Annotated in this window: 14 protein-coding genes; 8 read left to right on the forward strand and 6 right to left on the reverse strand. The window is 65.8% G+C overall.

All coding sequences use genetic code 11. The annotated features are described in order from the left end of the window. Window positions 1-64 precede the first annotated feature (64 nt). From RM190_RS03325 to RM190_RS03350, 6 genes are all read left to right on the forward strand, one after another. A complete protein-coding gene (locus RM190_RS03325) occupies window positions 65-379 on the forward strand; it encodes a cupin domain-containing protein (protein WP_311757979.1) in 315 nt (104 codons plus the stop codon). A gap of 94 nt (window positions 380-473) precedes the next feature. Then, window positions 474-1,496, forward strand: coding sequence for an ABC transporter permease (locus RM190_RS03330; RefSeq protein WP_311757980.1), 1,023 nt, complete (start codon window positions 474-476; stop codon window positions 1,494-1,496). Further along, on the forward strand, window positions 1,496-2,380 hold the full coding sequence (locus tag RM190_RS03335) for an ABC transporter permease (protein ID WP_311757981.1): 885 nt from the start codon (window positions 1,496-1,498) through the stop codon (window positions 2,378-2,380). The genes RM190_RS03330 and RM190_RS03335 overlap by 1 nt, the downstream gene beginning before the upstream one ends. Window positions 2,381-2,382: 2 nt before the next feature. Further along, window positions 2,383-3,222: an ABC transporter ATP-binding protein gene (locus RM190_RS03340; protein WP_311757982.1), complete on the forward strand. Its 840-nt coding sequence runs from the start codon at window positions 2,383-2,385 to the stop codon at window positions 3,220-3,222. Next, window positions 3,219-3,983, forward strand: coding sequence for an ABC transporter ATP-binding protein (locus RM190_RS03345; protein ID WP_311757983.1), 765 nt, complete (start codon window positions 3,219-3,221; stop codon window positions 3,981-3,983). Before RM190_RS03340 ends, RM190_RS03345 begins: the two co-directional genes overlap by 4 nt. A 64-nt stretch (window positions 3,984-4,047) precedes the next feature. Next, entirely contained in the window at window positions 4,048-4,935 is an 888-nt protein-coding gene (locus tag RM190_RS03350) for an alpha/beta hydrolase (RefSeq protein WP_311757984.1), read from the forward strand. Here the strand turns inward: RM190_RS03350 and RM190_RS03355 are convergent. The 3 genes from RM190_RS03355 to RM190_RS03365 are packed head-to-tail and all read right to left on the reverse strand — an operon-like array spanning window position 4,930 to window position 7,640. After that, entirely contained in the window at window positions 4,930-5,697 is a 768-nt protein-coding gene (locus RM190_RS03355; RefSeq protein WP_311757985.1) for an ABC transporter ATP-binding protein, read from the reverse strand. The genes RM190_RS03350 and RM190_RS03355 overlap by 6 nt on opposite strands. A gap of 15 nt (window positions 5,698-5,712) precedes the next feature. After that, window positions 5,713-6,657, reverse strand: coding sequence for a FecCD family ABC transporter permease (locus RM190_RS03360; protein ID WP_311757986.1), 945 nt, complete (start codon window positions 6,655-6,657; stop codon window positions 5,713-5,715). Next, window positions 6,654-7,640, reverse strand: a complete 987-nt coding sequence (locus RM190_RS03365; RefSeq protein ID WP_311757987.1) for a FecCD family ABC transporter permease — start codon at window positions 7,638-7,640, stop codon at window positions 6,654-6,656. The genes RM190_RS03360 and RM190_RS03365 overlap by 4 nt, the downstream gene beginning before the upstream one ends. Window positions 7,641-7,817: 177 nt before the next feature. On the opposite strand from RM190_RS03365, the gene RM190_RS03370 reads away from it, so the two are divergent. Then, a complete protein-coding gene (locus tag RM190_RS03370; RefSeq protein ID WP_311757988.1) occupies window positions 7,818-8,783 on the forward strand; it encodes an ABC transporter substrate-binding protein in 966 nt (321 codons plus the stop codon). 158 nt (window positions 8,784-8,941) lie between these two features. Next, a complete protein-coding gene (locus tag RM190_RS03375; protein ID WP_311757989.1) occupies window positions 8,942-11,080 on the forward strand; it encodes a TonB-dependent siderophore receptor in 2,139 nt (712 codons plus the stop codon). 59 nt (window positions 11,081-11,139) lie between these two features. Here RM190_RS03375 and RM190_RS03380 read toward each other — a convergent pair whose 3' ends face one another. From RM190_RS03380 to narI, 3 genes are read right to left on the reverse strand one after another with little or no spacing between them, the layout of a single operon-like run. Then, window positions 11,140-11,655 (reverse strand): DUF2478 domain-containing protein, encoded by a 516-nt coding sequence (locus RM190_RS03380; RefSeq protein ID WP_311757990.1) that lies wholly within the window; start codon window positions 11,653-11,655, stop codon window positions 11,140-11,142. Then, window positions 11,652-12,455, reverse strand: a complete 804-nt coding sequence (locus RM190_RS03385; protein ID WP_311757991.1) for a peptidylprolyl isomerase — start codon at window positions 12,453-12,455, stop codon at window positions 11,652-11,654. The genes RM190_RS03380 and RM190_RS03385 overlap by 4 nt, the downstream gene beginning before the upstream one ends. An 11-nt stretch (window positions 12,456-12,466) precedes the next feature. Continuing rightward, window positions 12,467-13,264, reverse strand: coding sequence for a respiratory nitrate reductase subunit gamma (gene narI / locus RM190_RS03390; protein ID WP_311757992.1), 798 nt, complete (start codon window positions 13,262-13,264; stop codon window positions 12,467-12,469).

Here is a 13,264-nt window from a genome sequence, read left to right on the forward strand (position 1 = left end):
ACATGTTTAAATCTTGTATTACATGTTAGGATAGGTTAATCCTCTCTCGACTCGGGAGGAGCCAATGCCACAGAACGAATATCCTGTCGTCACCACCGGACCGGGCACGACCCGGCAGGTGCTTGCCCAGAATGACCAGATGATGCTGGTGTCCTTCACGTTCCAGACCGGATCCGAAGGCGCACTGCATTCCCATCCGCATGTGCAGTCGACCTATATCCGCGCCGGCCGCTTCGAGTTTCGGCGCGGTGACGAGACACTGATCCTGCAACCGGGCGACGCGCTGACCATCGACGCGAACGTCACGCATGGTTGTCGCTGCCTTGAGGCGGGCGAGCTGATTGACAGTTTTACCCCCCGGCGGGACGATTTTCTTTGAACCCCGTCCCGCTGCCGAAGCCGGTGGCGGGACTGGATGACCCGATGCGCCGCAGCTTCGCCTGCGCAGCCATTCCAACATGAAGGGGAAGGCGATGTCCTTGCAAAAGGCACGGCTTCAGGGGCTCGGACGCCAGGCCCTGTCGATAGCCGTCACCCTGTTCGGCCTGCTCTTGCTGACATTCATCATCGGCCGAGTCATGCCTGCGGACCCCGTCCGTGCCATGATCGGCGAAGATGCAAGCCAGGAAACCTATGAGCAGGTCTATCATCAGCTGGGACTGGACCGGCCGATGTGGGAACAGTTCCTGGTCTACCTGAAGGATGTCGCCACCGGTGATTTCGGCACATCGATCCGCACCGGGCACCCCGTCGTGCAGGATATCCTGCATGTCTTCCCCGCCACGATCGAGCTTGCGACTCTGGCAATCCTGCTGGGCGCGGGGCTGGGCATTCCACTGGGCGTTCTGGCCGCGGTGAACAAGGACCGCTGGCAGGACCAGGCGATCCGGGTGTTCAGCCTGATGGGTCATTCCATGCCGATTTTCTGGACCGGTATGCTGGGACTTCTGGTCTTTTACGCCTGGCTCGGCTGGGCCGGGGGCAGCGGGCGCATGGATTTCTTTTATACCGGAGAGATCGCGACGCCGACCGGCTTCCTGCTGATCGACAGCCTGCTGGCGGGGCGGGTGGACATCTTCCTGTCCGCGTTGCGCCACCTGATCCTGCCGGCGCTGCTGCTGGGATACTCGTCGTCCGCGTATATCACCCGCATGGTGCGCAGCTTCATGCTGGACCAGCTGGGACAGGAATATGTCGTGACCGCGCGGGTCAAGGGGCTGTCGCGGCGCCAGACGATCTGGCACCACGCCTTCGCCAATATCAGGGTCCAGCTGATCACCATCGTCGCGCTGGCCTATGGTTCTCTGCTGGAGGGCGCGGTCCTGATCGAGACGGTCTTCGCCTGGCCGGGCTTCGGGCAATATCTGACCAACAACCTCATCATCGGGGACATGAACGCGGTCATGACCTGCGTGCTGCTGGTCGGGGTCATCTTCATCGCCCTGAACATCCTGTCCGACATTCTCTACCGAGTATTCGATCCGAGGACGCGATAATGGCCGCCACCGAAACCTCACTGCCCCGGCGCATTCCGGTCCTGCACGAGGCCCTGGGCCTGCTGCGCAGCCTGATGCGCAGCCCGACCTCGGCCTTCGGGGTCATCATCATCCTGGCTTTGTGCCTGGTGGCGCTTTGCGCACCGCTGATCGCGACGCACAGCCCCTATGCCCAGAACCTCGACAACGTGCTGCAGCCGCCCGGAAACGGCCACCTGTTCGGCACGGACGAGCTGGGCCGGGACATCTTCAGCCGCGTCGTCTATGGCGCGCGGATCAGCCTGACCATCATCACGCTGGTCACGGTCGTCGTCGGCCCGATCGGGCTGCTGGTCGGCACCACCGCCGGATATTTCGGCGGGCGCTATGACACGGTGATGATGCGGATCACGGACATCTTCCTGTCCTTCCCCAGCCTGATCTTGTCGCTGGCCTTCGTCGCGGCGCTGGGGCCAAGCCTTCACAACGCGATCATCGCGATCGCTTTGACCTCGTGGCCGCCCATCGCGCGCCTCGCACGGGCCGAGACGATGACGTTTCGCAAGGCGGATTACATCTCGGCCGCGCGGCTGCAGGGGGCGTCAAGCGCACGGATCATCGTCAAGTCGATCGTCCCGATGTGTCTGCCCTCGGTCATCATCCGGCTGACGCTGAACATGGCGACCGTGATCCTGACCGCGGCGGGCCTTGGCTTCCTGGGTCTTGGCGCGCAACCGCCGCTGCCGGAATGGGGTGCGATGATCGCGACCGGTCGACGCTACATGATCGACAGCAACTGGCTGGTCCTGTTCCCCGGCATCGCCATCGTCAGCGTCAGCCTGGCCTTCAACCTGCTGGGCGACGGCCTGCGCGACGCGCTGGACCCGAAGCAGAAAGGACGCTGACCATGACCGACACCCTGCTTGAGGTCCGAAACCTTTGCGTCCGCTATGGCAATGCGCCGCAGGACGCGGTCCGGGACGTCTCCTTCACCCTTGGCCGCGAGCGGCTGGGGATCGTCGGGGAAAGCGGTTCCGGCAAATCCACCATGGGCCGCGCGCTGATGCAGCTTCTGCCCGGCGCAAGCATCCGCGCGGACAAAATGGCGTTCATGGGCCGCGACCTTCTGGCCCTGAACGAAGCCGAGATGCTGAAGATCCGCGGCCGCCAGATCTCGATGATCCTGCAGGATCCGAAATATTCGCTGAACCCGATCCACCGCGTCGGCGACCAGATCGCGGAAACGCTGCTGCGCCATTTCCCCATCTCGCGGTCCGAGGCTCGGCAGAAATCCCTGGCCATGCTTGAGGCCGTCAAGATCCGCGACCCCGAGCGCGTCTTCGACCTTTACCCGCACGAAGTATCGGGTGGAATGGGTCAACGGATCATGATCGCGATGATGCTTCTGGCAGATCCCCGCATCGTCATCGCGGACGAGCCGACCTCGGCGCTTGATGTGACCGTCCGGCTGAGCGTGCTGAAGATCCTGGAAGATCTGGTGAAGGAACGCGGCATCGGGCTGATCATCATCAGCCACGACCTCAACCTTGTGCGGAACTTCTGCGACCGTGTCATCGTGATGTTCGGCGGCCGCGTGGTCGAGACCTTGCCCGCGCGCGAACTGGACAATGCCAGCCATCCCTATACCCGCGGCTTGATGGCCGCCCAGCCCCGCATCGGCGGCCCGCGCACCCCCCTTCCGGTGCTGGACCGCAGCGCGCAATGGAGTCAGGAGATCGTGTCATGAGCACAGATGTTGTCGCGAAAAACCTGTCGATCAGCTTCGGGCCGGTCAAGGTGCTGCCGGACGTGAGCTTCCGCGTCGAACCGGGCGAATGCTTCGGCCTGATCGGCGAAAGCGGATCGGGCAAATCGACGGTGCTGCGCTGCATCTCGATGCTGAACGATTTCTGGTCTGGGCAGGTCACGCTGGGCGGGCGCAGCGTGCGTGAGCTTGGCACAGCCGAACGCTGCAGGATGGTCCAGATGGTGTTTCAGGACCCCTATGGCTCGCTGCACCCGCGCCAGTCGATCCGCACCGCCCTGATCGAGCCGCTGCGCATCCACGGCATCGACAATCGCGAAGAGCGGATCCGCCGCGCGATCTCGGATGTCGGGCTGCCAGTCGATTTCCTTGACCGCTTTCCGCACCAGCTTTCAGGGGGCCAGCGCCAGCGCGTCGCCATTGCGCGCGCGCTGATCCTTGATCCGACGCTGCTGCTGCTGGACGAGCCGACTTCGGCGCTGGACGTCTCGGTCCAGGCGGAAATCCTGAATTTGCTGACCCGTCTGCGGCAGGAACGCGGCTTCACCTCGATCCTGGTGACGCATGACCTGGCCGTCGTCTCGCATATGTGCGACCGTTTCGCGATCATGCAGCATGGCGACGTGGTCGAGATCCTGAACCGCAGCGCGCTTGAGCGGGACGAGGCGACCCATCCCTATGCGCGCGAGCTGATCGAGACCTCGCTGGCCTATGAGGGGCGGCAGATGCTGCGCTGTGCCTGATCGGATTGCCGCCTCGCGCAGGACGGGCTAGTCCGAACGGAACGGACCCGCGCGAGGAACCCAGATGGACCGACCTGCCCCACCGCTTCCCGACCTGATCGCCTCTGGCCGCGGTCACGCCGGTCTGGAGTGGTTCGACCTGAAAGACACCGCCAGCGGCGCGGTCCGACGGGTGTTCCTGTGGTTGCCTGCGGGCGACATGCCCAAGTCCGGCTGGCCCGCGTTGTTCATGTCCGATGGCAACGCGGTGATCGCGACCGCCATCGATGCGATGCGCGCGCAGGCGCCCTATCCCTCGGGGACCAATCTTGGGCAGGGCGCGCTGATCGCCATCGGCTATCCGACCGAGGATGCCTATGACCCGTTCCGGCGCAGTTGGGATCTGGGCCCACCCCCCGGCGCAACCTATCCGCCTTTCTGGCCCGACACGCCCGAGGTCCGCACCGGCGGCGGCGCAGAGTTCGCGCGTTTCATCCTGGAGGATGTCCGGGCCTTCCTTGCGACGCGGACCCGGCTTGACCCGACCCGTCAGGGTCTGTTCGGCCATTCCTTTGGCGGTTTGTTCGCGCTGTGGCTGATGTTCAACCGGCCCGACGCCTTCACCCACTGGATCGCGGCCAGCCCCTCGATCACGTGGGAGGACAGCTTCCTGCTGCAGCATCGCGACGCCTTCGATCCCGCAGGCTACGAGATCCGGCTTCTTCTGTCCGCGGGCGAATGGGAGGGGGACGAGCTTGCCCCCTTCCAGCGCGGGGCCGAGGATGCCGAAAAGCGCCTTGCGGCCAAGAAGATCGAACGCACGCTGGACGCGGCGCGCGAAATGGCTGCCGACCTTGACCGCCTGCCCGGAGTCAGTGCCCGATACGAAACCTATCCGGCCGAGACGCATATGTCGGTGTTGCCGGTCGCGGTGAACCGGGCCTTGCACTTCACCTTTGCCGCGCGGTCATAGTCCGGCAGGCAGCACCACCGCCCGACCATCGGCCATTGCGGCACAGTCGAAGGCGATGCCGAAAGTGTCGCGCAGGGGGGCTGGCGCCAGTACCTCTGCCGCGCTGCCAAAGGCCACCAGCCTGCCGTCGCGCATCGCCAGGACACGGTGGCAGACCCGCGCGGCGATGGTCAGATCGTGCAGGATCATCACCACGCTGCGGTCCTGCCCCAGTTCGCGCAGCAAGGAGACCAGTTCGGCCTGATGGGGCAGGTCGAGGAAGTTCAGCGGCTCGTCCAGAAGGATGGTCCCGCTTTCCTGGGCCAGCACCAACGCGATCCATGCCCTTTGCCGCTGCCCCCCCGACAGGCTGTCGACCGAGCGCCCGGCAAGATCCTGCAATCCCACCGCGTACAGCGCGCGATCGACCGCCGCATGATCCTTGGGCGTCATCGGCAGGAACGGGCGCAACCAGGGCGTCCGCCCGCGCCCAACCAGTTGGCGCACCGTCAGTCCGGGCGGCGCCGATGCGGTTTGTGGCAACATCGCGATGCGGCGGGCCCGTCCACGCGCGGACAGACGGGCGATATCCTGTCCCTGATGCAGAACCTGCCCGCTTTCCGGCAGAAGCAGCCGGGCCAGCGCGCGCAGCAGCGTGGTCTTGCCGCTGCCATTCGCGCCGATGATACCGGTGATACCGTGCGGCGGCAGGTTGCAATCAACGTCATGCAGGATGCGCGTTCCGCCAAGGCTGACCGAAAGCTTGCGGATTTCAAAGGGCATGGGGCTTCCTTCGCTTCAACCGCGCGCCATGCGGCGGACGGTCAGGATCAGGACCGGCGCACCGATCAGCGCAGTGTAAAGTCCCGTCGGCAGCAGAGCCGCCGGCGAGATGGCGCGGGACAGGCAATCGGCCAGCGTGACGAAGGCCGCGCCCGCCAGCATCGCGGCAAGCGGGCTGGGTCGTCCACCCGCGACCAGCCGCCCGACCGGGCCCGCGGCCAGCGCGACGAAGCCCATCGGTCCACAGACCGATACGACACCTGCCGTCAGCAGAGCCGCTACAAGGCCCAGTCCCGCTCGGAGCTGACCGACCGGCAGGCCAAGCGCGCGGGCAAGATCGTCGCCCAGCTCCAGCCGGTCCAGCACCCGACCCGAGAGCAGCAACGGCACCATCAGCGGCAGTAGCCACAGGGCACGCCCCAGTTCGGGCCAACCCGCGCCATTCAGCGTCCCGCTGAGCCAGGTCATCGCCATGCCCGCGTTGCTGTCGCCCATGCGCAGGATCAGCGCCTCGGTCCCTGCGCCGGCAAAGATGCCAAGCGCAAGGCCCTGCAGGACGACGGCGCGCGGCTCGATCCCCAGCCGGGGATGCGCGGCCAGCCAGCCAAGTGCTGCGACCGCGACCAGCCCACCGGCCCAGGCACCGATCATCACCGGCGCACCCAGCAACAAGGCCGCGACCGCACCGCAGGCCGCGCCCTGCGACACGCCAATCACGTCCGGAGAGGCCAGCGGGTTGCGCAGCAGGGTCTGAAAGACCAGCCCAGCCAACCCGAACCCGGCCCCCGCCACCAACCCAAGAAGAAGTCGCGGCATTCGCAGCCGCCAGATCATGCGCCCCGCACCCTCGGGGTCGGCAAGTGCGTGGACAAGCTCGGCTGGCGAAAGCCATGTCCTGCCGACCGACAGCGACAGGACGGCCAGCCCGAGGATCAACAGGATCAGCGCGACAAACCTCATGCGGCTTCTCGCAACATGCGCCGGACCAGAAGCATGAAGGCGGGCGCGCCGATCATGGCCAGAACAATGCCCAGTTGCATCTCTGCCGGGCGGGCAAGCCATCGTCCGGCGAGATCGGCCAGGACCGCAAGACCCGCACCGACCGGACAGGCCAGGGCAACCTGCTGCGTCAGACTGGCCCCCCTTGCCGCGCGGCGCGCCATGTGTGGGGCGATCAGGCCGATGAAACCGACCGGACCTGCGATCGCGACGCTGGCACCGGCGGTCAGCGCCACCGCCGCAAGGCCAAGCCCCAGCACCCGGCCGACGCTGAGGCCAAGAGCGCGTCCCATCTCGGCCCCCAGCATCATCGCCTCGATCTGGCGCGCGGCGATGGCGGCGATCAGGATCCCGACCGCGGCGACCGGTCCCAGAACCGCCAGCGCAGGGGGTTGCGCCATGGCAAGCGAACCGACCATCCAGAAACGATAGATGTTGCGCGCCTCGGGGTTCAGCAGGACGATCAGCGCGACCAGCGCCATGCATAGGCTGGCAAAGGCAGCCCCGGCCAAGGGCAGCCGCAGGGTGTTGTCGCCGCCGCCAGCCAACAGCCGCACCAGGACCGTCGCCAGCGCCGCGCCCGCCAGGGCCAGCCCGACGATCCCCAGTTGCGGCAGGGCACCCAGCCAGAACAGGCCCAGAACCACAGCCAGTGCCGCGCCTGCGTTGACGCCCGTCAGGCCGGGATCTGCCAGCGGATTGCGCGCCATCGCCTGCATCACCACTCCGGCCACGGCCAACGCCGCACCGATCACCAGCGCCGCGATTGCGCGGGGCAGGCGCATTTCCCGGATGATCGCCTGTGCGGGGTCCGTGGGATCATAGGCAGCGAGCGCCGACCATAGCAGCCTCGGCGAATAATCCTGCGCGCCAAGGCACAGCGCCGCGACAAATCCCGCCGACACGGCAAGCCACATCAGTGCAAGGCGGGGAAAAAGGCGCAAGTGGGACTCCGGCCGGGAACGCTGCAGTGGTGGCTGGCGACGGGCTGGCCCTTTGCGCGCCTGCTTGCAGCTATGGCGCGCCGGGGTCAAGCGCCTTGACCGGGGCAATCGCAGCGGCTAGCCCCGTGTGACCCAGCGCAGGCGCGCAAGGCAAGGACCACTTCCAAGGATGCCGCCATGCCCCGCGCCCTGCTTCTTGCCGCCTTTGCCGTTCTGGCCCAGCCCGCCTTGGCCAAGGAAATTACCCTGCATCACGCCTTTGGCGAAACGCGGGTCGATCCCGACAAGGTGAAACGCATCGTCTCGGTCGGCTATCACGAACAGGATTTCCTGTATGCGCTGGGGATCGCCCCGGTCGGTGTCCATGACTGGTTTGGCGAGCATCCCTTTGCGACCGGTCCCTGGGCCGAGGAGGCGCGGCAGGCCGTCGGGGCCACCCCGGATGTCCAGAAAGGGTTCGAGATCGACGTGGAATGGGCCTGGGGGATGGAGCCGGACCTGATCCTTGCAACATATGCACCCATGGATCCGCAGACCTATGCCCAGCTGTCCGAGATCGCCCCGGTGGTGGGCCCGCCCGCCGAATTTCCGCTTTGGGGCGCGCCTTGGGATGCCGAGCTTCGGCTGATCGCCCAGGCCACCGGACGCGAGGCGAAAGCGGAGGAGGTGATCGACCGCATCGGCGCAAAGATCGGTGCCGCCGTGGCGGCGCATCCCCAGTTCCGGGGCCTGTCCGGCACCGCCGCCTATTTCAACAATGGCCAGATCGTCGGCTATCGCAGCCTGGATGGCGCGAACCGATTGCTGACATCCTTCGGCGTCCAGACTCCGCCCGAGTTCGACAAACTGGTCGGGGATACCGATCGCTTTCAGGTCAGCCCCGAACGGTTCGATTTGTTCGACCTCGACGTGATCCTGTGGCTGGTCGAGGCGCCCACGCGCCAGGCGATCGAGGCCCTGCCCGCCTGGCGCAACACGCGCGCCGCGCGCGAGGGCCGGGCGATATGGGCCAGCCCCGATATGATGGGCGCAATGGCCTTTCAGTCGCCCTTGTCCATCGAATGGGCATTGGAACCTCTGACCCGCCTGTTGGCCGCGGCGTCCGACGGCGATCCCGCGACGCCCGCGGAACAGACACCTTGACTTGACCCGCCGGGGGTCACAGAAGCGTGACGACCAAGGCAGCGCATCCGCGCAACCCCGGCGGCAATCGGCGAGCCCACGCGCCCGTCACATCCAATGACCCCCGCGCAACCCGTTCCCACGGGGCTTTCAACGCGTGGCAGACCGACCGGACCATCATGACCAATTCCCTGTTTGCGACCCTTGCCCGGCGACCCCGGTTGGCGCTGCTGCTGACCGCTTCGGCGCTCACGCCCTGTCCGCTGCTTGCGCAGGACGCCGTGACGCTCGACCCCGTGATCCTGCAAGGCCAGGCCTCGCCCGTTTCAGGCGGCACCGGCTATACCGTGACGACGACCGCGACCGGCCTTAAATCCGGTGCGCCGCTGACCGAAGTTCCAATGACCGTCAACACCGTCACCGAGCAGGAGCTGGTCGACCGCGACCCCGTCCAGATCGAGGACGCGCTGGCCTATGTTCCCGGCGTCGTCGCCTCGACCTGGGGGATGGATGACCGCTTCGACCAGTTCACCATCCGGGGCTTCGACGTGGGCGTCTATGGCCTGTTCCGCGACGGGCTGATCAACAAGGCGCAAAGCTTCACCGGCTTCAAGGTCGATCCCTACATGATCCAGCGCATCGACGTGCTGAAGGGGCCGGCTTCGGTGCTTTACGGCCAGAACGACGTGGCAGGGATGGTCAACATGATCACCAAGCGCCCGACATTCGAACATCTGGGCGAGGCACGGCTGTCCTATGGCTCGCATGACACCGCCGAACTGGCCGTGGACTGGGGCGACGTCAACGCCGACAAGACGCTGTCCTGGCGCCTGACCGGGCTGGTGCGAGACGGCGCCAATTCGATCGAGAATTCGCAGGATGACCGCAACCTGCTGGCCCTTGGCGTCACCTGGGCGCCCACCGATGCGACCTCGATCACCTTCCTGGCGCATTGGCAGAAAGACAGGATGATGCCGAACAGCATGGTCCCCGTTGCGGGCGAGGATTATGACACATCCAACGGCACCCTGCCCTGGGATTTCCTGAACACCCAACATCCCTGGAACAAGTTCGACACTGAACAGGCCAGTATCGGCTGGCAGGCAGAACATGAGTTCAACGACAGCCTGCTGGTGCGCCAGAACTTCCGCTATGCCCGCCAGACGACCGACTACAACCACCTTTATTCCAGCGGCCTGACGCCGGGCGCGCCGCTGCCGCCGTCGCTGAACTATACCGCCTTCACCGTGGACGAGAAGGCGCGCTACTGGGCGCTGGACAACCAGCTTGAATATCGCGGCCGCATGGGCACTGCCGAACATGTGCTGACCGTTGGCGTCGATCTGACCAAGCAGGTCCGGGACGGCGGCATGGGCTTCGGGATGGACTACAACATCCCGCTGTCGGATCTGAACTTCGACCAGCCCGTTGCCGATCCTGCCCCCTTCAATGACGGCAGGACCGAGGTGCTGGAAAAGGGCATCTACGCACAGGATCACATCCGCTTCGGCAATGGCGTGACAGTTACGGCCGGGTTGCGCCGCTCGTGGGTCGAAAACGAGACCGACGACCGGCTTTACGGCATGGATTCCTATCAGAAGGACAGTGCCACCACCGGGATGCTGGGCGCGACCTGGGACCTGGGCAACGGCTTCGTGCCCTATGCCAGCTATGGCGAAAGCTTCACCGTGAATGTCGGCCAGACCTTCGACGGCGAACAGTTCCAGCCGACCGAAGGCAAGCAGATCGAGGCCGGGTTGCGCTACCAGCCCGCGGGGTCGAACCTGCAACTTGCCGCGGCGCTGTACAGCATCGAGAAATCGAACGTCCTGACCGCGGATCCGGTGAACCCCAACTTCCAGATCCAGACCGGAGAGGTCCGTCACCGCGGGCTGGAGCTTGAGGCGCGTGGCCAACTGACCGAGCAACTGTCGCTGATCGCGGGCTACAGCTATATCGACGCCAAGGTTCTCAGCTCGGAAGACGGGGATGAGGGCAATGAACCCGCGATGGTGCCGAAACACGCCGCATCCGTCTGGGCGGAGTATGACTTCTCGAACACGGTCAAGGGTCTCAGCCTGGGTGGTGGCCTGCGCTATGTCGGCAAGACCTGGGCGGACAATGCCAACAGCCGCCGCGTCGATTCCTATATGCTGGCCGACATGGCCGCGCGCTACAGCTGGGACGACTATACCGCCGCGCTGAACGTCACCAACCTTTTTGACGAGGATTACTACGCCACCTGCACCGTCTATGGCAGCGGCTGTGCACAGGGCGAAGGCCGGGAAATCACCCTGACCCTGTCCCGCACCTTCTGACAGGCAAAACCGCCCCCATGCGGAAGCGGCGCTTTCGTGCGGGGTTCAGCGACCCGGCCCTAGGCCGCGGTCGCCTTGATACAGGCGGCCAGGCACCAGTCGCGGATCACCTGTGGATCCGGCGGCAGGGCCTGTGCCAATCCGCCCGAAAACTCAAGGAATGGGGGCAGGTTCAGCCCGTTCACCCCGACCAGAACCGGCAGGCCGCGATCCAGCGCCTCGGCGATGGTGGGGGCAAGGCCCCTGCCCTCGGCCTCCTGCTTGCCGAACTTGTTGACGACAAGGAACTCGGCACGATCCAGCGCCCGGGTCGTCCAGACCACCGATTGCTCAAGCGCATCGGCATCCAGCCGGCAGCCGCGTGCCTCGGCCCCCCGATCCACGCTGATGCGGACCGTGGGACCGTCCGGCAGCAGCCGCAGGTCCATGTCGCAACGGGGCCGGTCCGGCCGCTCGATGTTGCTTTGCACCGTGCCGGCCAGTTGAAGCCCCTCGGCCTCCAGCCCGGTCACCACCTGCATCAGCAGCGCGTCGATCGCCCCGCGACCGGTCAGGGTGACATAGGCCAGCTTCATGCGTCGGCTCCTTGCTCGGCCAACGACACGCCCGAGACATCGGCGCGGGCCACCAGCCCGGCGATGAAGGCTCGGCTGGCCGCGACCCATGCGGCCTTTTCACGCGCCTCTCGCAGATGCGGAAGCACTGCCTCGAAGGGCAGAACCTCGCCCCGCGCCCTGGCGTCCAGCCGGATCAGATGGAAACCGTAGCGGCTTTCGACCGGCTCGCTGATCGCGCCTTCCTCCATCGTGGCCAGAGCGGCCTCGAATTCCGGCACGGTATCTCCCGAGGACAGTTGCCCCAGGATCCCGCCATTCTCGCGCGATGAACAGGCGCTGTGCTGCGCCGCCAGCTTGGCGAAACTGCGCGGCGACTTGCGCAATTCGGCCAGGATCTGCATTGCGGCGTCGCGCGCGATGGCGCGGGCGGCAAGGTCTCCTGCGGCAGCGGGGAACAGGATATGCGCCGCCTCGAACAGGGAAGGCGCACGAAACCGTTCTGGATGTGCCTCGTAAAGGGCGCGCAGGGCGCCCTCATCCGGGGTTTCGGGGTCGATGGCGCCGTCCAGAAGCTGGCGGATCAGCGCCTCTTCCTCGACCTCCCACTGGCCGGGGGCAACCTCGACCGGATCGGGATCCAGGCCGCGCGCCCTGGCCTCTTGCAGCAGGATCTCGCGCAGGGCCAGCGCACGGGCCGCGGCCTTCCAGGCGAGCCCGGGCTTGCCCTTGGGGGCAGGATGGTTCTGCGCCTCGGCCGCGATGCGCTCGGCGCTGATGGTCACGCCGTTGACGGTAACGGGGGGAAGCAGCGGTTTCATGTCCACGGCGATCACTCCACCGAATGTTGCGCAGGATGCTGGCGGGCCATGTCATGCGCCGCGACCTTGCGGGCCACAGCCTCGCGCGTCGCCAGATCACGCGACATCGGACGCAGGCCGACATTCTCTCGCGCGTCGCGTTTCGAGCGCACGATCTGATAGCCCGGCCGCCACAGGTAACGCACCGGCGCCGACAGCATGTGCACCAGTCGCGTGAAGGGGAACACCAGGAAGATCGTCAGGCCCAACAGGATATGCGCCTGGAAGATCCACGATGCGCCTTCGACATACGAAGCCGGATCGGCTCCGAAATAGGCGATCGCCTGAGCCCAGTTCATGAACCGGACCATCTCGCCACCGTCCAGATGCTGCGCGGAAACGAAGATCGTGCAGAGCCCTAGCGTCAGCTGCACCATCAGCAAGATCAGGATGCCGCTGTCGGCGATGGTCGAATTCGCGCGGATGCGCGGGTCCGTCAGGCGACGGTGCAGCAGGATCATGCCGCCGATCCAAGCCATCACGCCGGCAATGCCGCCAGCCGCCATGGCCAGGATCTGCTTGGCCTCATGGCTGATGCCGAAGGCCTCGAAAATCCAGACCGGGGTCAGCAGCCCGACCAGGTGCCCGCCAAGGATCACCAGTACGCCAAGATGGAACAGGACGGAACCGATGACGAACTGCTTGCGTCGCAGAAGCTGGCTGGAGGATGATTTCCAAGTATAGGGATCGCGCTCATAGCGAACGATCGAGCCGAAGACCATGATGGTGATGGCGATATAGGGATATACCCCGAACAGGAAATTGTGCAT

The sequence above is a fragment of the Paracoccus broussonetiae genome, assembly GCF_031854425.1.
Taxonomy (GTDB): domain Bacteria; phylum Pseudomonadota; class Alphaproteobacteria; order Rhodobacterales; family Rhodobacteraceae; genus Paracoccus; species Paracoccus broussonetiae.